Source organism: Klebsiella sp. C283 (genome assembly GCF_048822555.1).
GTDB classification, from domain to species: domain Bacteria; phylum Pseudomonadota; class Gammaproteobacteria; order Enterobacterales; family Enterobacteriaceae; genus Klebsiella; species Klebsiella quasipneumoniae.
Genome location: NZ_JBMEZS010000006.1, coordinates 248,438 through 268,314, shown reverse-complemented (window position 1 = coordinate 268,314; position 19,877 = coordinate 248,438). Strand labels below are relative to the sequence as shown.

Genomic DNA, 19,877 nt, shown 5'->3' with positions numbered 1-19,877 from the left:
GGCAGGGGTGGCGTATCAGGCTTCGATCGCGGCACGCAGTTTTTTCATGGCGTTCTTTTCCAGCTGACGCACGCGCTCTGCGGAGACGCCGTAGCGGTCAGCCAGCTCCTGCAGCGTGGACTTGTTGTCTTCGTCCAGCCAGCGGGCGCGGATGATATCCTGGCTACGCTCGTCCAGGCCCTGCATCGCGTCAGTCAGCTTATTCGCCGCCTGCTCTTCCCAGTTGTCGTCTTCAATGCCGTCGGCAAAGTTTGACGTTTTGTCCTGCAGATAAAGGACCGGCGCCATCGGCTGGCTGTCGGATTCATCGTCCGACGACATGTCGAACGTCATGTCCTGGGCCGCCATACGGGATTCCATCTCGCGGACGTCTTTGCTCGACACGCCCAGCTCACGGGCCACCATTTCCACTTCATCCTGGTTGAACCAACCCAGACGCTGTTTGGTTTTACGCAGGTTAAAGAACAGCTTACGCTGTGCTTTGGTGGTAGCGACCTTCACGATACGCCAGTTGCGCAGCACGTATTCGTGAATTTCGGCTTTAATCCAGTGCACGGCGAAGGAGACCAGGCGCACACCCACTTCCGGGTTGAAGCGACGCACGGCTTTCATCAGGCCGATATTGCCTTCCTGGATCAGATCCGCCTGCGGCAGGCCATAGCCCGAGTAGTTACGAGCAATGTGAACAACAAAGCGCAGGTGAGACAGAATCAGCTTTTTCGCTGCTTCCAGATCGCCCTGGTAATGCAGCTTTTCAGCAAGCTCCCGCTCTTCATCAGCCGACAGCATCGGCCAAGTGTTAGCGGCCCGGATGTACGATTCCAGGTTACCAACGGGGGCTAAAGCTAAAGTTTGCATTTCTTTGGTCATTCAAATCCTCTCAATTGATATCTTCTGACGTGGTCTTGTCCCCATCAGGCAACAAGCATGCCAGCATTCATGAGCAACGAGAATATCACTCACATTAGTATCAGACAGTGATTTTATCCACAAGTTCCCTGCAACGGTGTGAATAAATTACGCACAAAATGTGACACCACGATGAAAAAGTGAGGGCAGGAAAAGGAGAACAAGCTTGCGGTATCTTTCCCTGCGAACAGGAACTCATTGCAGCAGGGAAAGATTATATCACGCTTTTTTTAATCGGGAGTAAAGTGACGTAAATGTTGCACTGTCGCCAGCCAGGCGGCCACCCACCCGATCATCGAGCAGACGATCAGCATCAGCAGACACTCGTCAAAGCCTAAGCCGCTCAGCTCAAACTGGGTGCCGAACACCTTCGCCACCTCGGTCACTGCCGACGAGAGGCGCATTACCAGAATCTCCGACAGGATCAGCGATAAAAACGCGCCGGAGAAGCCCAGCATCGCCCCGCCGTAGAGGAATGGACGCAGGATAAAGCCGTCGGTGGCGCCGATCAGTTTCTGCACGTTAATGGTATCGCGGCGGGCGAAGATGCTCAGGCGCACGCTGTTGCCGATCACCAGGAACACCGCCGCCACCATCAGCACGCCGATCATCGCCGACACGCGGCCCACCAGCCCTGTGAGCGAGGAGAGGCGGGCAAACCAGCTGTCGTCCATCCGTACTTCATCGACCCCCTGGATCCGCGATACCCGATCGCGCAGGGTGTTCAGCGCTTCCGTGCTCTGGAAATCCAGCTTCGGCACCACGATGGCGACCGCCGGCAGCGGGTTCTCTTCCAGCATATCCAGGGCGCCGCCAAAGCCGGACCAGTTACGGAATTCACCCAATGCCTCGTCACGTGACAAATAGTTCACCTTGTCGACGCCCTGCTCCGCCTGCAGCTGGCCGACCACCCGCGCCGCCGCATCGTCATCCAGCGTTTTTTCCAGATACACGGTGATCTGCGGCGAGGGATAGTACTGTGACGCCGCGCTGCTGACGTTTTTGTAGACCATGTAGCAGACGCTTGGCAGGGTCAACGAGATGGCGATAACCATCACCGTCAGGAAGGTCGCCAGCGGCGTGCTTTTTAAATCCTGGAGCGCGCCGTGCCAGGCGTAGCGCACCTGCTCGTTGAACACGTTGCTCTTACGCGAGGCCGGATTAGGCGCCGCTTTCGGCCGTTTTGGCGCATTGCGCCCGCCGCCGCCGCCGCCCGCCGCGTTGCGCAGGCGATCGAACTTGCTGCCGAACTGGCGGATTTGGTTCATTGCGTCGCGCTTATTCACCCCGAATGCCTCCATGCAGATGGCCGTCGCTGAGCGTCAGCACGCGGTACGGACGGCTGGAGATAAGCCCCAGATCGTGCGTGGCCATCAGTACCGTCACCCCGACGCGGTTAAACTCTTCAAACAGACGTAAAATCCCCTCCGAGAGCGCCTCGTCGAGGTTACCGGTCGGTTCATCCGCCAGCAGCACCGCCGGCTTGTTGACCACCGCGCGAGCGATCCCCACGCGCTGCTGCTCGCCGCCGGAGAGCTGAATCGGAAAGTTCTTCGCTTTGTCCAGCAGCCCGACCTTATCCAGCGCCGCCGAGACCCGGCGACGAATGTCATCGCCGCTGGCGCCGGCGATAATCAGCGGGATCGCCACGTTGTCATACACGGTACGATCCATCAGCAAATGGTGGTCCTGGAAAATCATGCCGATCTGGCGGCGCAGGAACGGCACCTCACGGCTCTTCAGGCGGCTGATTTCATGACCGCTGAAGAAGATTTTCCCGGCGCTGGGCCGTTCGATACCACAGATAAGCTTCAGCAGGGTACTTTTCCCTGCGCCGGAGTGGCCGGTCAGAAACGCCATCTCGCCCGGCTGCAGGTGGAAGTTCACCCCCTGCAGCGCTTGTCTCCCACCGAGATAGGCTTTGCTGACTTGTTCAAAGCGAATCATTCTTAATCCTCTCGGGCAAAAAGTGCCTCAATAAAGTCGCCCGCATTAAACGGACGCAGATCCTCAATACGCTCGCCGACGCCAATATAGCGAATCGGAATGCCGAACTGGTCGGCCACCGAGAAGATCACGCCGCCTTTGGCGGTGCCATCCAGCTTGGTCAGGGTGATCCCGGTCAAACCTACCGCTTCATGGAACAGTTTGGCCTGGCTAATGGCATTCTGCCCGGTGCTGGCGTCGATGGTTAACATCACCTCATGCGGCGCGTCGACGTCCAGCTTTTTCATCACCCGGACGATCTTCTTCAGCTCTTCCATCAGGTGCGATTTATTCTGCAGACGCCCGGCGGTATCGGCAATCAGCACATCAACATGGCGCGCCTTCGCCGCCTGAATGGCGTCGAAAATCACCGAGGCGGAATCGGCGCCGGTGTGCTGGGCGATCACCGGGATATTGTTACGCTGGCCCCAGACCTGCAGCTGTTCCACCGCCGCCGCACGGAAGGTATCCCCCGCCGCCAGCATCACCGATTTGCCCTGCTGCTCAAACTGACGCGCCAGCTTGCCGATGGTGGTGGTTTTCCCCACCCCGTTCACGCCGACCATCAGAATAACAAATGGCGTTTTGCCTTCAACATTCAGCGGCTCATCCACTTTGGCGAGGATATCGCCCATCTCTTCTTTCAGCAGACCGTACAGCGCTTCCGCATCGCGCAGTTGCTTACGGCTGGCGCCCTCGGTGAGATGAGTAATGATCTTGCGGGTAGTTTCCACCCCGACGTCGGCGATCAGCAGTTGCTCTTCCAGCTCTTCAAACAGATCGTCATCGATCTTCTTACCGCGGAACAGGCTGATAAATCCGGAACCGAGATTTTGTTTGGTTTTCAGCAGGCTACGCTTAAGGCGGGCGAAAAAGCCTTCTTTCGTCGGTTTTTCCTGCTCCTGGACCAGCGCTTCCACCGGCGCCTCTTCCTCTGGCGCCGGCACCACCACCGCCGCCTCTTCCGCCGCCTCGGCCGCCAGCGCCTGCGCTTCCAGCTCTTCATCGCTTAACGGCGCGTCCTCTTCCGGCGCTTCCGTCTCCTGAGGTTGGGCCACGACATCCTCTACAGGCTGCTCAGCCACGGCCTCCGCCGCCACCGGTTCGGCGATAACGTCCTCCACCAGCGACTCAACCGCTGCCGGCTGTTCCTCCGCCTTCAGCGGTTCGCTGACCGCAGGCTCCGGCGCGATGACTGGCGCGTCTTCAACCAAAGCAGGCGCTGGCGCCGCCTCTTCTTCCGGCGCGCTGGCAGGCTCCGCGAGGTGGGCCTTTTCGTTTTCGACCACCGTCCCGGTGACCTCGACGACCTCTTCGGCAAACGCCTCCGGGTCCGCTTTCGGCGCGCTCGGCTCAGCAGGGGTTTCCGCCGCCGGCGTCTCCTGGGCAACCGCTTGTTGTTCTTCTACTTTTTGTTCAGTCTCGGTTTCCTGTGCCTGCTCTTTCTGTCCAAAGCCCAGCCAGGAAAAGAAGCCACGTTTTTTCTCTTTTGCCATTTGCGACCACACTCCTCGCTGTTTATTCATGGCGCAGCTTCATCAGAAGCTGAAAAAATGATGAAATTAGTTGGATAGTCTATCACTTAACTTAACTCGCAGCACCGCCCCCGGATTAAGGTTTCGTCAACCGCCGTCGATCGCTAGAATAGCAGGCCGGAAGTTGAGACTTGAGCAGAGAGATGAAAAAACCAAACCACGCGGGCAGCGGCCAGATCCGCATCATCGGCGGGCAATGGCGCGGCCGTAAATTACCGGTGCCGGAGAGCCCGGGCCTGCGGCCGACCACCGACCGGGTTCGCGAAACCCTTTTTAACTGGCTGGCGCCGTCCATCGTTGACGCGCACTGCCTCGACTGCTTTGCCGGTAGCGGCGCGCTGGGGCTTGAGGCGCTGTCTCGCTATGCGGCCAGCACCACGCTACTGGAGATGGAGCGCGGCGTCGCTCAGCAGTTGCAAAAAAACCTGGCCACCCTGAAAGCGGATCGCGGCAAGGTGATCGCGACTAACACCCTCAGCTTCCTGAGCCAACCGGGCACGCCGCATCAGATTGTGTTTGTCGACCCGCCGTTCCGTCAGGGGCTGCTGGAGGAGACGCTGCGCCTGCTGGAAACGCAGGGCTGGCTGGCCGACGAAGCCCTGGTGTACGTCGAAAGCGAAGTCGAAAACGGTTTACCGCCGGTACCGGCGAACTGGCATCTGTATCGTGAAAAAGTGGCCGGACAGGTCGCGTATCGTCTTTACCAACGTGAGGCCCAAGGAGAGAACCATGCTGATTAATTTAGGCCGCCTGCTGATGCTGTGCGTCTGGGCCTTTCTGTTATTGAATCTGTTTCAGCCCTTCCCGAAGCCGCTGAATATCTTCGTCAACGTCGCGCTGATTTTTATGATCCTGATGCACGGTCTGCAGCTGACGCTGCTCAAGGCGACGCAGCCGAAGGATGCCCCGCCGCTGAGCCGCTTTGAGCAAATCCGCATTTTTATCTTCGGCGTGTTTGAGCTCGTCGCCTGGCAGAAAAAACTGAAGGCGACGCTGAAGAAATAGTCCTGACAAGGGCTCAGGGATCGGGCGTGAACGCCACGAACGCTGTGCCCTTATAACTTAACATTCCGCGATCGCCGACGCTCAGCGCATGATACTGCGGCGCGTCAAGGCGAAACACCACCTCCAGCCCGCCGTTCTCAGGGCGAAAGCTCGCTTCATAGCGCATCTCGCTGCCCGCAGGCGTCACCGTCTGCTGCCGCGAACGCCGATCGTTAATCACTTTTTCCCGCTTATTGCTGACGATCACCCGCTTTTGCAACACCGGCGCGGCGTCGTTCGCCAGTTTTTCGCGGCGCTGCTGCACATAGCGAAACGAAGCCGCCACCACAATCACCGCGACGACCAGAACAAAAAAGAGCGGCATTTTACTCATTAAGGTTACCCATAAAAAATATCAGGAATCAGCATACTGCGACTGGAATAACATTGTCATCTGCTGCGCCAAACCACTACACTGAGTGGTAGCTTCACGCATCCGTAACTTTCCTTATGATAACAGATACAGGGACTTACTATGCTTTGGTCATTTATTGCTGTCTGTTTCTCCGCATGGCTTTATGTCGATGCATCCTATCGCGGGCCGGCCTGGCGACGCTGGGTATTTAAACCTGTCACCCTGATTCTGTTGCTGTTGCTGGCCTGGCAGGCGCCGATGTTCAATGCCATCAGCTACCTGGTGCTGGCCGGCCTGTGCGCCTCCCTGCTCGGCGACGCCCTGACCCTGCTGCCGCGCCAGCGGGTGATGTACGCGGTGGGCGCCTTCTTCCTGTCGCATCTGCTGTATACCATCTGGTTCGCCAGCCAGCTGACGCTGTCGTTCTTCTGGCCGCTGCCGCTGGTGCTGCTGGTATTCGGCGCCCTGCTGATGGCGGTGATCTGGAGCCGGCTGGAAGAGATGAAAATGCCGGTGCTGACCTTTATCGGCATGACGCTAGTGATGGTCTGGCTGGCCGGCGAGCTGTGGTTTGCCCGCCCTACCAACACCGCGCTGTCCGGATTCGCCGGCGCCGCTCTGCTGCTGCTGAGCAATGCCGTGTGGCTGGTGAGCCACTATCGCCGCCGTTTCCGCGCCGATAACGCCATTGCCGCCGCGTTTTACTTTGCCGGCCACTTCCTCATCGTGCGCGCGCTGTACCTGTAATTTAGTCCTTGACTCTGGAGTCGACTCCAGAGTGTATCCTACGGCTAATGAGAAAATTATCATTTACCGGAGGGTGCCATGTCGACTCCAGACGCGCAGGATAAAAAAGTCCCACAATTCTCGTCATTCACCATGCGGCCAGCGCCCGCCCCGGCGGAAAGCTGCTGCACAGACCACGCCTGCGCCGCAGAGACCGCGCCTGCCGCCGAAGCGCTCAGCGACGCCCGCTACAGCTGGCAGGTTGCAGGCATGGACTGCGCCGCCTGCGCCCGCAAGGTGGAAACGGCGGTTCGTCAGGTGCCCGGCGTCAGTCAGGTTCAGGTGCTGTTCGCCACTGAAAAATTATTGGTTAACGCCGAAGGCGACGTTCGGACTCAGGTTGAGCAGGCGGTACGTCAGGCAGGCTATACGCTGCGCGATGCCGATGCCCCCGCGTCAGAGAAAACTCAAGGCTCGCGACTGCGCGACAATTTACCGTTGCTGACGCTGATCATGATGATGGCCCTGAGCTGGGGGCTGGAGCAGGCCAACCACCCTGCCGGTCAGTTAGCCTTTATTGCCACCACCCTGGTCGGCCTGTGGCCGGTTGCCCGCCAGGCGCTGCGCCTGATCAAGAGCGGGAGCTGGTTCGCCATTGAAACGCTGATGAGCGTCGCCGCCATCGGGGCGCTGTTTATCGGCGCCACCGCAGAGGCGGCGATGGTCCTGCTGCTGTTCCTGATCGGCGAGCGTCTCGAAGGCTGGGCCGCCAGCCGCGCGCGACAGGGGGTGAGCGCGCTGATGGCGCTGAAGCCCGACACAGCCATTCGCCTGCGCAACGGCGTGCGGGAAACCGTCGCCCAGCGCGATCTGCGCCCCGGGGATGTGATCGAAGTGGCCGCCGGCGGGCGTCTGCCGGCGGATGGTCAGCTGCTGTCGCCATTTGCCAGCTTTGATGAAAGCGCTCTGACCGGCGAGTCGGTACCGGTGGAGCGCCAGGCCGGAGAACGCGTAGCGGCGGGCGCCACCAGCGTCGACCGCCTGGTGCAGCTGACCGTAATCTCCGAACCGGGCGACAGCGCCATCGACCGCATCCTGAAGCTGATTGAAGAGGCGGAGGAGCGTCGGGCGCCGATCGAGCGTTTTATCGATCGCTTCAGCCGGATCTACACTCCGGCCATTATGGTGGTGGCCCTGTTGGTCGCCATTGTCCCGCCCCTGCTCTTCGCCAGCGCCTGGCTGCCGTGGATTTATAAAGGGCTGACGCTGCTGCTGATCGGCTGCCCGTGCGCGCTGGTCATCTCCACCCCGGCAGCCATCACTTCCGGCCTGGCGGTCGCCGCTCGACGCGGAGCGTTAATTAAAGGCGGCGCGGCGCTGGAACAGCTGGGCCAGGTGCGCCAGGTGGCGTTCGACAAAACCGGCACCCTGACCGTCGGCCAGCCGCAGGTGACCTCGGTCATCGCCACGGCTGAGAATGACGATAACACGCTGCTGGCGCTGGCGGCGGCGGTTGAGCAAGGCTCCAGCCATCCGCTGGCGCAGGCTATCGTCCGCGAAGCGCAGCGGCGTCAGCTGAGTATTCCGCAGGCCAGCGGCCAGCGGGCGCTGGCCGGCTCCGGTATCGAAGCCGAGGTCAACGGCAGCCGTATCGTGATCTGCGCGGCCAGCAAAGCCGCCCCGTCAGAGCATGAGGCGCAGATCCAGCAGCTGGAGAGCGTCGGTCAAACGGTGGTGCTGGTCATGCGCGGCGAGACGCTTCTCGGCATCCTGGCGCTGCGCGACACCCTGCGCGACGACGCGCGTCAGGCAGTGGATGCCTTACACCAGCTGGGGGTGCAGGGGGTGATCCTTACCGGGGATAACCCGCGCGCCGCGGCGGCCATCGCCAGCGAACTGGGTCTGGAATTCCGCGCCGGCCTGCTGCCGGCGGACAAAGTCGAAGCGGTGATGGCGCTGAATGCCGATGCGCCGCTGGCGATGGTCGGGGACGGCATCAACGACGCCCCGGCGATGAAGGCGGCGACCATCGGCATCGCCATGGGCAGCGGCACCGACGTGGCGCTGGAGACCGCCGACGCCGCGCTGACCCACAACCGTCTGACCGGCCTGGCGCAGATGATCTCCCTGGCGCGGGCGACCCACGCGAATATTCGCCAGAACATCGCGATTGCCTTAGGGCTGAAGGGGATTTTCCTTGTCACCACCCTGCTCGGCCTGACCGGCCTGTGGCTGGCGGTGCTGGCGGATACCGGCGCCACCGTACTGGTAACGGCTAACGCGCTGCGGTTATTGCGTAAGAAGTTGTAGCATAGATACCGGCTTCCCTGCTCGCGCTACGCTTAGCAGGGCTACGGTTCCAGACCGTCGGGTAGCCCGGATAAGGCGCTACGCGCCGCTATCCGGGAGAGGCTCAGTGGCTTTTGCGGATCAGGTAGCGGTACGGCAGAGCTTCGGTTTGCTGGGCCACCAGCTCATGCTCCATAAAGCGGCAGAATCCCGGGATATCGCGGGTGGTGGCCGGATCGTCAGCAATAATCAGCAGCGTCTCGCCGACGGGCATTGTCCGCACGGTTTTACGCACCATCATGACCGGCTCCGGGCAGCGCAGTCCCAGGGCATCCAGAGTGTGGTCTGGAGTGGAGAAAAGTTCGCTCATTTTAGTCTCACATCAACAAAACGGCCCTAGTTTACCCCCAGTTCGCCAGTACGCAAGCCAGGTTAACGTTTGCGCGAAAAACAACCATTGCATTACGCCGGCAACGCAGTATCATGCAGCCGTTTTTCATTGGGTTCCCTCACCCCAACGTTCCGCTGCCGATTGCTCATTTACCTGAAGCATGACGGGCATAAAAAGGTCACAATATGAATCCGTTTACTACCGTACAGCGCAAAAAAGCGCTCGTCTGGCTTTCGCTATTTCATCTGCTGGTGATCACCTCCAGCAACTATCTGGTTCAGCTACCGATCTCCATCTTTGGTTTCCATACCACCTGGGGGGCGTTCAGTTTTCCGTTTATCTTCCTCGCCACCGATCTGACGGTGCGAATTTTTGGCGCACCGCTGGCGCGACGCATTATTTTTGCGGTGATGGTCCCGGCGCTGGTCATCTCCTACGCCATCTCCGCCCTGTTTTACATGGGCGAGTGGCAGGGTTTCGCGGCGCTGGGCACCTTTAATCTCTTCGTCGCGCGTATCGCCATCGCCAGCTTTATGGCCTATGCGCTGGGGCAGATCCTCGACGTCCACGTCTTCAACCGCCTGCGGCAGAGCCGCCGCTGGTGGCTGGCCCCCACCGCCTCGACGCTGTTCGGCAACATCAGCGATACCGTGGCGTTCTTCTTCATCGCCTTCTGGCGCAGCCCGGATCCATTTATGGCCGCCCACTGGGGGGAAATCGCCCTCGTCGACTACAGCTTTAAAGTGCTTATCAGCATCATTTTCTTCCTGCCGATGTACGGCGTACTGTTAAATATGCTGTTGAAAAGGCTGGCGGATAAATCTGATTTGTCGGCATTGCAGCCGAGTTAAAGGTACTCGCGGGCTGATGTGTTAAGATAGCCGGATGAGCCATTAGTGGCCGTTTATCGAAAGGAAGATGTCAATGCGCAATTTGGTTAAATATGTCGGTATTGGCCTGCTGGTGATGGGGCTTGCCGCCTGCGATAACAGCGATTCAAAAGCGCCAACCGTTGGGGCAGCAGCGGAGAGCAACACCAGCGGCCAGGCGATCAGCCTGCTGGATGGCAAACTGAGCTTCACCCTGCCTGCGGGCATGGCCGACCAGAGCGGCAAACTGGGTACTCAGGCGAACAACATGCACGTCTATTCTGACGCCACCGGCCAGAAAGCAGTCATCGTCATCGTCGGCGACAGCACCAATGAAGACCTGGCGGTGCTGGCGAAACGCCTGGAAGATCAGCAGCGTAGCCGCGACCCGCAGCTGCAGGTGGTGAGCAATAAATCGCTGGAGATCAAAGGTCACACCCTGCAGCAGCTGGACAGCATCATCTCCGCCAAGGGGCAGACCGCCTGGTCTTCCGTGCTCCTCGGCAAAGTGGATGACAAACTGCTGACCCTGCAGGTCACCCTGCCGGCGGACAACCAGCAGCAGGCGCAGACCGAAGCGGAAAGCATCATCAGCACCCTCACCATCCAGTAATTACTGGCCTGGTGCGACGGCCTCCGGTTCGCTGACCGGGGGCCGTTTTTTTAACCGCCAGCCCAGCAGCAGCGCCGCCATCACCAGACCTGCCGCCGCCAGATATATCACCAGGATCCCGGTCCACGCCATCAGCAAGCCGGCCAGCGGCCCGGTGACGCCTAACGACAAATCCATAAACACGGTATAGGTGGCCAGCGCCGACCCCTGGTTATGCTGCGGCACCGCTTTCACCGCCACCACGCCCAGCGCCGGAAAGACCAGTGAGAACCCGGCCCCGGTAAGAAAGGTGCCGATTTTCGCCAGCAGCGGCGTATCGGCAAAGCCGACCAGCAGCAGGCCGATGATCTCCACGCTAAAGCAGAGCATCGCCACGTTCAGCCCGCCGAGGCGGTTAATGGCGTTGGGAAACAGCAGCCGCGCGCCAACGAACGCGCAGCTGAACAGCGTCAGGGCGAAGGCCGCCCCGTCCCAGCCTTTGGCGTCATAAAACAGCGTGATAAAGGTGGCGATAACCCCGAAACCGGCGGAGGCCAGGGCCAGCGCCATGCCGTAGGGCCACACCCGCCCGAGCACCGCGCGAAACGACATTGCTTTGCCTTTCGCCGCCTTCACCGCTGCGCGGGGCAGCGCGCAGAGGATAGCCACCAGCGCAACCGCCATAATGACCCCGGCCAGGCCGCTGAGGCCAATTTGCGAATAGCACAGCACGCCGAGCGGGGCGCCCATCGCCATCGCCCCGTAGGTCACAATGCCGTTCCATGAGATGACCCGCCCGATATGCAGCGACCCAACAACGCCGACGCCCCACAGCGTCGAGCCGGTGCCGGCAAAGCTCTGGCCGATGCCGAGAATGACTCGCCCGAGGCATAGCAGCAGCAGGCTAACCAGCGGCCAGCCGCTGCTCCAGGCGGCCAGCAGATAGCTCAGACCGCTTAAAAAGCAGCCGCAGAGGCCGAAGACGACAATCTTTTTGGGCCCCAGCAGGTCAGCGTAGCGCCCGGCGTGCGGGCGGCTGAGCAGCGTGGCGAAATATTGCAGACTAATCACCAGGCCGGCCCAGAAAGCGTTAAAGCCCATTACATCATGCACATAGCCAGGAAGTACCGCCAGCGGCAAGCCGATGGTGAGGTAGCTGGCAAAGTTAAAAATAACCACGGAGACAATCCGCAGATTGAGGCGCAGTCCATTGAGCGCCGGTTCGGCGACGGGTTCGGGCATCAGGTTCCACCAGATTTGTACTATACAGAGCCACTATTACCACGACTTCTGTTGAAAAGCAGCCTTCCGATGGCAATAACCTCAGCGGCGCCATCGCCGCGCTCATCAGCATAAATTGCCGCGACGATTATTCGACTTTCCTTAATGGAAGGATATATACACATTAATAATTATCGCTATTGCCTGAGCAGGGTTAAATTACTTATACTTCCTCACGGCTCTGATAGCGTCTCATTGTTTATCATGATGTTAATATTTTAATAACATCATATTTCCCCCTCCGGCCCGTTTTAATACAGATGAACATATTGCCTGACAGAACAACCACAGCATATCAGCCTATATAAAAGTTTCTTACGTGGCATAAGTTAATGCCAGTAGCCAATATATTGACATGGAGTATTCATGAAAAAAATTATTCACTGGATGATTGCCGCTACGGTTGTCGGTGCGCTCGCCGGTTGCGCACGGACAGCCCCTATTGAACAGGTCAATGCGATAGTGAGCGCCGGCCATACGGAAGCGCAGGTCAAGGATGCCATTATCAAAGCAGGTGCTCAGCGCCAATGGATTATGTCTGACGCGGGCCCTGGCGTCATAAAAGGTAAATTGCAAAATCGCGACCATGTCGCGGATATTAAAATTAACTACTCCGCAACAAGTTATTCTATTGTCTATGTGAGTAGCATTAATCTCATGGCCGCCAACGGAAAAATTCATAGAAACTATAACCGTTGGGTACACAACCTCGATAAAGATATTCAGGTTACGCTGGCAGCAAACACCGCTCTGCAACAATAAATATACATACGGGTCACTACTGACCCGTTTCGCCGATTATTTGTAATAAGGTTGTACCGAACGTGTACCAAAAGGATTCTCTCAGCGCACTTGATGCCATTACTGAAGCGCAGCGTATTGCTTTTGCCCCCATGCTCTTTCAAACCGCATTATGTCTACGCAACTCAGGTATTCTGGGTTATCTGGACCAACAAGGTAAACGCGGTGCAACGTTTGCAGCCATCAGTGAAATTTTCGACGGAAAAGAATATGCCGTTAGCGTTTTGCTCGATATGGGATTAAGCGGTCGTATCCTGACCTATAAAGAGGAACGCTACCACCTCTCTAAAATAGGACATTTCTTACTTCATGATCCGATGACGCGAGTAAATATGGATTTTACTCAAGACGTTTGTTATCAAGGATTATTCTTTCTGGAAAATGCGCTCCAGGAGGGAAAGCCTTCAGGATTAAAAGTTTTTGGTGAGTGGCCAACGATTTACCCTGCCTTGTCACAGCTACCACCCGCGGCGCGCAAAAGCTGGTTTGCCTTCGACCATTACTATTCTGATGGCGCTTTCACTGCAGCGCTGCCCTATGTATTCGCCAGCCAGCCCGCAAGGCTGTACGATGTAGGCGGTAATACCGGGAAATGGGCGCTACGCTGTTGCCAGTACGATGAAAATATCGCGGTCACGTTATTAGATTTACCGCAACAAATTGCACTGGCACGGGAAAATATAGAAAATGCTGGCCTTGCCCATCGCATCGATTTTCATGCTGTGGATATGCTGAGTGACGCCCCCCTACCCGGAGAAGCGGATATCTGGTGGATGAGTCAGTTCCTGGACTGTTTCTCGCCAGAACAAATCATCACCATACTCAGTAACGTGGCACAGGTCATGAAACCTGGCGCCCGCCTGTACATTCTGGAATTGTTCTGGGATGCGCAGAAATTTGAAGCAGCATCATTTAGTCTGAATGCGTCTTCACTCTATTTTACCTGTATGGCCAACGGCAACAGCCGTTTCTACAGCGTAGAGAAGTTTTATCGCTATCTTGAAATGGCGGGGTTCGAAGTAGAACAGCGTCACGATAATTTAGGCGTTGGGCATACCTTGTTGATATGCCACAAGAATAATTGATTGATCGCGGATGCGAGTGGATGACATTTTCATTTAACATTGTTGATTGGCAGGCCTTCGCGCCTGGCGTCAGTGGCCCCGAGCAATGGCAACGGTGGTCACAGCATTTGCACGCCATCGATCCCGCCGCGGCGCCACCCAAACTCAGCGAATTGCCGATGATGACCGCACGCCGGCTCAGCTCGGGAAGTAAGCTGGCTGTGGAATGCGGTCTGGCTATGCTCCGTCGCCATGAAATCGATGCCGTTCTTTATACCAGCCGTCACGGCGAACTGGAGCGCAACTATCGGATCCTCCATGCGCTGGCTATGGAGCAAGCGATCTCGCCGACCGATTTCGCCTTATCGGTGCATAATTCCGCCGTGGGTAATCTGACGATTGCTGCAAAAAAAGCGATTATGTCGTCATCCCTTTCTGCCGGGCGCGATACGTTTCAGCAGGGATTATACGAAGTGATGGGCCTGCTACAGGCGGGTTATCAGCGCGTGTTGATGGTTGATTTCGACGGTTTTCTCCCTGAGTTTTACCACGCTCAGTTGCCGTCAGGTATCACCACCTGGCCCTATGCGGCAGCCTGGGTGATTGAGCCCGGTCGCCAGTGGCAATGCCACGCCCAGCCTCATGCAGCCGTTGCTGAAAGTCCATTACCGCAAAGTTTACTGTTCTTGCAGTACTATTTGCAGAATGCCTGCACGTTCACGCTTCCCGGCGATCGCGTGCAATGGCAATGGAGCCGCGCATGAAGCCGTTTTTCCACCGGCTTAATCGGCTCTGGCGCGCAGCGATGACCGGTTTCTGCTTCGCACTGTTTGGCATTGGCGGCCTGCTGCTCTCGCTCATCTGGTTTAATCTGCTGCTGGTTTTGGTACGTAATAAAACCCGCCGACGCCGTATCGCGCGGCGCAGCATTTCCGTTAGCTTTCGCGTATTCCTCAGCGTGGTGAAAAGCGTCGGCGTTCTCGATTACCGTATCGATGGCCGCGATATTTTGCGCGCGGAGCGCGGTTGCCTGGTGGTCGCCAATCATCCCAGCCTTATTGACTACGTAATGCTGGCCTCGGTGATGCCGGAGACCGACTGCATGGTAAAAAGCGCGCTGCTGAAAAATCCATTCGTCAGCGGCGTGATCCGCGCCGCCGATTATCTGATTAACGATCAGGCCGATGCCCTGCTGCCGGCAAGCCGGCAGCGTTTACAGCAAGGCGATACGATTTTGATTTTCCCTGAAGGCACGCGCACCATGCCGGGGAAAAAAATGCAGCTACAGCGGGGGGCGGCTAATATCGCAGTACGCTGCGGCAGCGATTTACGCATTGTCGTCATCCGCTGTACCGAGCATATGCTGGGTAAACAAAGCAAATGGTACGACGCGCCGCCAACTAAGCCGCGGTTTACCGTCGAGGTTGGAGAGCGGCTGCCAATACATCAGTTTTATGATGCCAATAAACAAGAACCGGCGCTGGCCGCAAGACAGTTGAACCGTCATATTTTGCTTAAATTAGAAACAGGCACTCTCCCTGAAACAGGAATGAATGATGCAAGCGCTCTATCTTGAAATTAAAAATCTGATCATCAGTACATTGAACCTGGACGAGCTGTCCGCTGATGATATCGACACCGACGCCGCGCTTTTTGGCGATGGTCTGGGCCTGGACTCAATTGATGCGCTGGAGCTGGGTCTGGCGGTGAAAAATCAGTACGGCGTGGTGCTGTCGGCTGAAAGTGAAGAGATGCGTCAGCATTTCTACTCTGTCGCCACGCTGGCGGCATTTATTCAAGCACAGCGCGCCTGAGGAGAGTGGTTATGAATGAACAACAAGCCATTTACGAAGAAATCTCCGCGCTGCTGGTGAACGTGTTTGAAATCGATCCGCAGGATATTACGCCTGAGGCCCGCCTGTACGAAGATCTTGAACTGGACAGTATCGACGCCATCGACATGATCGTCCATCTGCAAAAGAAAATTGGCAAGAAAATCAAGCCAGAAGAGTTCAAAACTGTCCGCACCGTGCAGGATGTGGTCGATGCGGTAGAACGCCTGTTCAAAGAAGAATAATTCACCGTGTCGGGCATTCGCTCACTGCCAGTTGTGCCATTGCTGACGGGCATATTGCTGCTGGCCTGGCCGTTTATCATCTGGTTCGGCCTCGCGCATAACAGCCTGCAAGGGTTGTTACCGCTCATGGCGCTGATGTTGTTTTTACGCTTTCGTCAGACCCGGCGACGGGCGGGAGCGCTGAGCGTGGTCACTCAGATTGTGGCGGTGGCCGGCATGACGCTGTGTATTGCCAGCTACCTGCTGAAAACCCATCAGTTACTGCTATTTTACCCGGTGGTGGTGAACAGCGTGATGCTGGCGGTGTTTGGCGGTTCGCTATGGTCCAGAATGCCGATAATTGAGCGTCTGGCGCGACTGCATGAACCGGATCTTCCGGAGCGGGCTGTACGCTATACCCGGCGCGTCACCCAAATCTGGTGCGCCTTTTTCATCATTAACGGTGGCATTGCGCTTTTTACCGCGCTGTATGGCGATCTGTCCCTGTGGACGGCGTGGAACGGCATGATTTCCTATCTGCTGATGGGCACGCTCATGGCCGGCGAGTGGCTGGTGCGCCAGCGGGTGATAAAACGAGATAAACCATGAAGCAGCCTCTCCCGTTGGACCAGTGGCTCAGCGCCGCGCGTTCGCCGGAAACGCCGATCGCCTGGCAGGACACGCACCTCTGGACGCTTGCACATCTGCGCCATGATGTCGCCCACCTGCTCACGCACTTGCGTCAGCAGCCAGCCATGCGCTGGGCGTTGTGCATTGAAAATAGCTACTTGTTTATCGTCGCTCTGCTGGCAACCCTGCATGCCGGCAAAACGCCGGTCCTTCCCGGCCACGGCCGTATTTCGCTGTTAAATGAGCAGAAGGCGCTGTTTGACGGCATTCTCAGCGATAAAGCGCTGGCATGGGATGGCGCGCTGGTGATTGTCGAGTCCACGATGGCGGTAACGAGCGGCCAGATGCATTTTCCCGCGCCAGGCAAAGAGGCTTGCATTGAATTATTCACCTCCGGTTCCACCGGTCAACCGAAGCGAATTTGCAAACCGATCGGATCGCTCGACCGCGAGGCGGCGCTGTTATCCGACTGCTATGCCGGGCGTCTGGCAGGCTGTCGGGTGGTGGCATCCGTAGCGCCGCAGCATCTGTATGGCCTGACGTTTCGACTGTTCTTGCCAATGGCGTTGGGTTTACCGCTTCACGCGGACATGCTGGAGTACACCGAGCAGTTAACGGCGTTAAGCCGGAAGCATCGCTATCTGTTTATTAGTAGTCCGGCCTTCCTTAAACGTCTCGACCACCGGCTTACCCCTCCGCCGATCGAAATGATCGTGTCCGCAGGCGGCAAGCTGCTTTGGCAGGATGCCGTGCAAACCGCCCGCTGGTGCAATACCTGGCCGGATGAAATTTACGGCAGTACGGAAAGCGGCGTCATCGCCTGCCGCCAGCGCGTGCAGGATGAGGCGCCATGGCAACCGTTTCCCGGCATCCGCTTTCAGCCAGAAGGCGATGCGTTCCGCCTTTTTTCTCCGCTTATTACCGATAACCGCGGCCAGCTGCTCGAGGATATTTTGCATTTTCGCGAGAGTGGCCACTTCCATTTGGCAGGCCGTCGGGATCGCGTGGTCAAAATTGAAGAGAAGCGCATTTCGCTGAGCGAAGTGGAGCAGCGCCTGCTGGAACTTGAAGGCATCATTGATGCCGCCGTGTTACCCATCACCCGCGGAAGCCGTCAGAGTATTGGCGTATTGCTGGTGCTGGATAACCATGCCCGCCAGCGCTGGGGAAAAAGCCAGGAGACTCATTGGCGAAAAGCACTGCGCCCTCTGCTGGAACCGGTCGCCATTCCCCGCTACTGGCGGGTTATCGACGAGATCCCCGTCAATAGTATGAACAAGCGTGTCTACGCGCAGTTACAGGAGTTATTTCATGCAGCCCCATGAAATTGAGCGCCGTCAGCCACAAGCCGATCGGGTTGAAATCATTTTATCGGTGGATCCGGCGTTATTCTGGTTTCGCGGCCACTTTGCCGTTCAGCCCTTGTTGCCAGGCGTCGCGCAGATTGACTGGGCGATGCATTACGCCACCACCTTGCTGGCGCCCGGCTGGCGCTTTCACGATATTCACAATGTGAAATTCCAGTCGCCGCTCCTGCCGGGGGCGATCGTGACGCTCACTCTTAGCTGGCAGGAAGCGCGTCAGCTCATCACCTTCAGCTATCAGCGCCACGATGGCGAAACACGACATACCGCCAGCAGCGGGAAGATTCGCTTATGTCGCTAACCTTCTCCCCCTGCGTGGTGATCCCGTGCTATAACCACGGCGCGATGATGTCGCGGGTGCTGGCGCGCCTGCAGCCGTTTGATCTTCCCTGTATCGTGGTGGACGACGGCAGCGACCGTCGCACACAGCTGGAGCTGGCGCGACTGGCGCTGGAAAACCCGGATCTGACGTTGATCCGCTTACCGCAGAACGCCGGAAAAGGCGCCGCGGTCATCTGCGGATTACAGGCCGCAGCGCAAGCCGGGTTCAGCCACGCGGTGCAGGTCGATGCCGATGGACAGCACGCCATCGAAGATATTCCGCAGCTGCTGGCGCTGGCGCAGAAGCATCCCGAGGCGCTGATCTCCGGCCAGCCGGTTTACGACGACTCAATCCCGCGCTCGCGCCTGTACGGACGCTGGATCACCCACGTCTGGGTATGGATTGAAACGCTATCGCTGCAGCTAAAAGACAGCATGTGCGGCTTTCGCGTCTATCCGCTGGCGCCGACGCTGCAGCTGGCTAAGCGCGTGCCCCTCGGCAAGCGGATGGATTTTGATACCGAAGTGATGGTGCGCCTCTACTGGCAGGGGAACACCAGCTACTTTGTCCCGACCCGCGTGACCTATCCGCCGGACGGTTTGTCGCATTTCGATGCCCTCAGAGATAACTGCCGCATCTCGCTGATGCATACCCGACTGTTCCTCGGCATGTTGCCGCGGATCCCCTCGCTGCTGTTTCGCCGCGCTTCGCCGCACTGGGCGCGTCAGAAGGAGGTCAAAGGCTTATGGGGCATGCGCCTGATGCTGTTGGTGTGGCGGCTGTTGGGACGACACGCGTTTTCGCTGCTGCTCTACCCGGTGGTCGGCGTCTACTGGCTAACGGCCAGCACCGCGCGCCGCGCTTCACAAAACTGGCTTACCCGCGTGCGCGACCAGTTAGCCGCTCGTCAGCTGCCGGAGCCGGGCGAACTCAGTAGCTATCGTCACTTCCTGCGCTTTGGCAACGCGATGCTGGATAAAATCGCCAGCTGGCGCGGCGAACTGCAGTTTGGTCGCGATGTGGTGTTTGCCGCAGGAGCCGAAGAGACGCTCAATATCGACGATCCGCGCGGCAAACTACTGCTGGCCTCACATCTCGGCGATGTTGAAGCCTGCCGTGCGCTGGCGCAGCTGCAGGGCAGCAAGACCATCAACACGCTGGTGTTCAGCGACAATGCCCAACGCTTTAAGCAGATTATGGCGGAGATGGCCCCGCAGGCCGGGCTCAACCTGCTGCCGGTCACCGATATCGGTCCGGAGACCGCCATGCTGCTGCAGGAAAAACTGGATCGCGGAGAATGGATCGCCATTGTCGGCGATCGTATTGCGGTCAATCCGCAGCGCGGCGGCGAGTGGCGCGTCTGCTGGAGCCGTTTTATGGGGCAACCGGCCCCCTTCCCGCAGGGGCCCTTTATCCTCGCGGCTATTTTGCGCTGCCCGGTCAATTTGATGTTCGCTCTGCGTCAGCAGGGCAAGCTGCGCATTTACTGTGAGCCGTTCGCTGACCCGCTGCCGCTGCCGCGCGCCAATCGCCAGCAGGCACTGCAACATATCATCGATCGCTACGCCGAACGGCTGGAATATTACGCGCTGCAGTCGCCGCTCGACTGGTTTAACTTTTTCGATTTCTGGCGTTTGCCGGAGCCCAAAGATAAGGAGTAAAG

General features: G+C 58.1%; 23 protein-coding genes. 16 read left to right on the top strand and 7 right to left on the bottom strand.

Features of this window, described 5'->3' with window-relative positions; translation table 11 throughout:
- Positions 1-15 precede the first annotated feature (15 nt).
- The 4 genes from rpoH to ftsY all read right to left on the bottom strand — a co-directional run bounded on the left by rpoH (position 16) and on the right by ftsY (position 4,391).
- Positions 16-870 (bottom strand): RNA polymerase sigma factor RpoH, encoded by an 855-nt coding sequence (rpoH, locus tag ACOI7Z_RS14005; protein ID WP_002920815.1) that lies wholly within the window; start codon positions 868-870, stop codon positions 16-18.
- 269 nt (positions 871-1,139) lie between these two features.
- Positions 1,140-2,195, bottom strand: coding sequence for a permease-like cell division protein FtsX (gene ftsX / locus ACOI7Z_RS14000; RefSeq protein ID WP_002920816.1), 1,056 nt, complete (start codon positions 2,193-2,195; stop codon positions 1,140-1,142).
- A complete protein-coding gene (gene ftsE, locus ACOI7Z_RS13995) occupies positions 2,188-2,856 on the bottom strand; it encodes a cell division ATP-binding protein FtsE (RefSeq protein ID WP_004202097.1) in 669 nt (222 codons plus the stop codon). Before ftsE ends, ftsX begins: the two co-directional genes overlap by 8 nt.
- A gap of 2 nt (positions 2,857-2,858) precedes the next feature.
- Positions 2,859-4,391, bottom strand: coding sequence for a signal recognition particle-docking protein FtsY (gene ftsY, locus ACOI7Z_RS13990; RefSeq protein ID WP_087849088.1), 1,533 nt, complete (start codon positions 4,389-4,391; stop codon positions 2,859-2,861).
- 182 nt (positions 4,392-4,573) lie between these two features.
- Here ftsY and rsmD point away from each other — a divergent pair, with 182 nt between their 5' ends.
- Together rsmD and ACOI7Z_RS13980 are read left to right on the top strand one after the other, a co-directional pair.
- The gene (gene rsmD, locus ACOI7Z_RS13985) at positions 4,574-5,170 is read left to right on the top strand and encodes a 16S rRNA (guanine(966)-N(2))-methyltransferase (RefSeq protein WP_023291233.1); all 597 of its coding nucleotides are present in this window, start codon (positions 4,574-4,576) and stop codon (positions 5,168-5,170) included.
- Positions 5,160-5,435, top strand: coding sequence for a DUF1145 family protein (locus ACOI7Z_RS13980; protein WP_087849087.1), 276 nt, complete (start codon positions 5,160-5,162; stop codon positions 5,433-5,435). The genes rsmD and ACOI7Z_RS13980 overlap by 11 nt, the downstream gene beginning before the upstream one ends.
- Before the next feature lie 13 nt (positions 5,436-5,448).
- On the opposite strand, the gene ACOI7Z_RS13975 is transcribed toward ACOI7Z_RS13980, so the two are convergent.
- The gene (locus tag ACOI7Z_RS13975) at positions 5,449-5,799 is read right to left on the bottom strand and encodes a DUF2500 domain-containing protein (RefSeq protein WP_023291234.1); all 351 of its coding nucleotides are present in this window, start codon (positions 5,797-5,799) and stop codon (positions 5,449-5,451) included.
- A 150-nt stretch (positions 5,800-5,949) separates the two neighbouring features.
- Between ACOI7Z_RS13975 and ACOI7Z_RS13970 the strand changes: the two genes are divergently transcribed.
- Positions 5,950-6,576 carry a lysoplasmalogenase gene (locus ACOI7Z_RS13970; protein WP_004173987.1) on the top strand — a complete coding sequence of 209 codons (627 nt, stop codon included), beginning with the start codon at positions 5,950-5,952 and terminating at the stop codon, positions 6,574-6,576.
- A 78-nt stretch (positions 6,577-6,654) separates the two neighbouring features.
- Positions 6,655-8,865 (top strand): Zn(II)/Cd(II)/Pb(II) translocating P-type ATPase ZntA, encoded by a 2,211-nt coding sequence (zntA, locus tag ACOI7Z_RS13965; protein WP_087849086.1) that lies wholly within the window; start codon positions 6,655-6,657, stop codon positions 8,863-8,865.
- 103 nt (positions 8,866-8,968) lie between these two features.
- On the opposite strand, the gene tusA is transcribed toward zntA, so the two are convergent.
- Entirely contained in the window at positions 8,969-9,214 is a 246-nt protein-coding gene (tusA, locus tag ACOI7Z_RS13960; RefSeq protein WP_044524980.1) for a sulfurtransferase TusA, read from the bottom strand.
- Between the two features lie 206 nt (positions 9,215-9,420).
- Here tusA and ACOI7Z_RS13955 point away from each other — a divergent pair, with 206 nt between their 5' ends.
- On the top strand, positions 9,421-10,086 hold the full coding sequence (locus tag ACOI7Z_RS13955; protein WP_023291236.1) for a 7-cyano-7-deazaguanine/7-aminomethyl-7-deazaguanine transporter: 666 nt from the start codon (positions 9,421-9,423) through the stop codon (positions 10,084-10,086).
- 73 nt (positions 10,087-10,159) lie between these two features.
- Positions 10,160-10,717, top strand: a complete 558-nt coding sequence (locus tag ACOI7Z_RS13950) for a DcrB family lipoprotein (protein WP_023291237.1) — start codon at positions 10,160-10,162, stop codon at positions 10,715-10,717.
- On the opposite strand, the gene ACOI7Z_RS13945 is transcribed toward ACOI7Z_RS13950, so the two are convergent.
- A complete protein-coding gene (locus ACOI7Z_RS13945) occupies positions 10,718-11,938 on the bottom strand; it encodes an MFS transporter (RefSeq protein ID WP_087849085.1) in 1,221 nt (406 codons plus the stop codon). It abuts the gene before it with no gap.
- Between the two features lie 405 nt (positions 11,939-12,343).
- Between ACOI7Z_RS13945 and ACOI7Z_RS13940 the strand changes: the two genes are divergently transcribed.
- The 10 genes from ACOI7Z_RS13940 to ACOI7Z_RS13895 all read left to right on the top strand — a co-directional run bounded on the left by ACOI7Z_RS13940 (position 12,344) and on the right by ACOI7Z_RS13895 (position 19,875).
- Positions 12,344-12,739: a lipoprotein gene (locus ACOI7Z_RS13940; RefSeq protein ID WP_023291239.1), complete on the top strand. Its 396-nt coding sequence runs from the start codon at positions 12,344-12,346 to the stop codon at positions 12,737-12,739.
- A gap of 62 nt (positions 12,740-12,801) precedes the next feature.
- The gene (locus ACOI7Z_RS13935) at positions 12,802-13,863 is read left to right on the top strand and encodes a methyltransferase (RefSeq protein ID WP_032454260.1); all 1,062 of its coding nucleotides are present in this window, start codon (positions 12,802-12,804) and stop codon (positions 13,861-13,863) included.
- Positions 13,864-13,883: 20 nt separating this feature from the next.
- Complete coding sequence (locus tag ACOI7Z_RS13930; RefSeq protein WP_065883184.1) at positions 13,884-14,606, top strand: beta-ketoacyl synthase chain length factor; 723 nt, start codon at positions 13,884-13,886, stop codon at positions 14,604-14,606.
- A complete protein-coding gene (locus tag ACOI7Z_RS13925; RefSeq protein WP_170927830.1) occupies positions 14,585-15,418 on the top strand; it encodes a lysophospholipid acyltransferase family protein in 834 nt (277 codons plus the stop codon). Before ACOI7Z_RS13930 ends, ACOI7Z_RS13925 begins: the two co-directional genes overlap by 22 nt.
- Positions 15,399-15,656 (top strand): phosphopantetheine-binding protein, encoded by a 258-nt coding sequence (locus ACOI7Z_RS13920; RefSeq protein WP_023291243.1) that lies wholly within the window; start codon positions 15,399-15,401, stop codon positions 15,654-15,656. The genes ACOI7Z_RS13925 and ACOI7Z_RS13920 overlap by 20 nt, the downstream gene beginning before the upstream one ends.
- Positions 15,657-15,667: 11 nt before the next feature.
- The gene (locus ACOI7Z_RS13915) at positions 15,668-15,919 is read left to right on the top strand and encodes an acyl carrier protein (RefSeq protein ID WP_023291244.1); all 252 of its coding nucleotides are present in this window, start codon (positions 15,668-15,670) and stop codon (positions 15,917-15,919) included.
- 6 nt (positions 15,920-15,925) lie between these two features.
- A complete protein-coding gene (locus ACOI7Z_RS13910) occupies positions 15,926-16,507 on the top strand; it encodes a hypothetical protein (protein ID WP_086076377.1) in 582 nt (193 codons plus the stop codon).
- Positions 16,504-17,853 carry an AMP-binding protein gene (locus ACOI7Z_RS13905; protein WP_087824973.1) on the top strand — a complete coding sequence of 450 codons (1,350 nt, stop codon included), beginning with the start codon at positions 16,504-16,506 and terminating at the stop codon, positions 17,851-17,853. Before ACOI7Z_RS13910 ends, ACOI7Z_RS13905 begins: the two co-directional genes overlap by 4 nt.
- Positions 17,840-18,193: a beta-hydroxyacyl-ACP dehydratase gene (locus tag ACOI7Z_RS13900; RefSeq protein ID WP_023291247.1), complete on the top strand. Its 354-nt coding sequence runs from the start codon at positions 17,840-17,842 to the stop codon at positions 18,191-18,193. The genes ACOI7Z_RS13905 and ACOI7Z_RS13900 overlap by 14 nt, the downstream gene beginning before the upstream one ends.
- Entirely contained in the window at positions 18,184-19,875 is a 1,692-nt protein-coding gene (locus tag ACOI7Z_RS13895; protein WP_087849083.1) for a glycosyltransferase family 2 protein, read from the top strand. The genes ACOI7Z_RS13900 and ACOI7Z_RS13895 overlap by 10 nt, the downstream gene beginning before the upstream one ends.
- Positions 19,876-19,877: the final 2 nt, after the last annotated feature.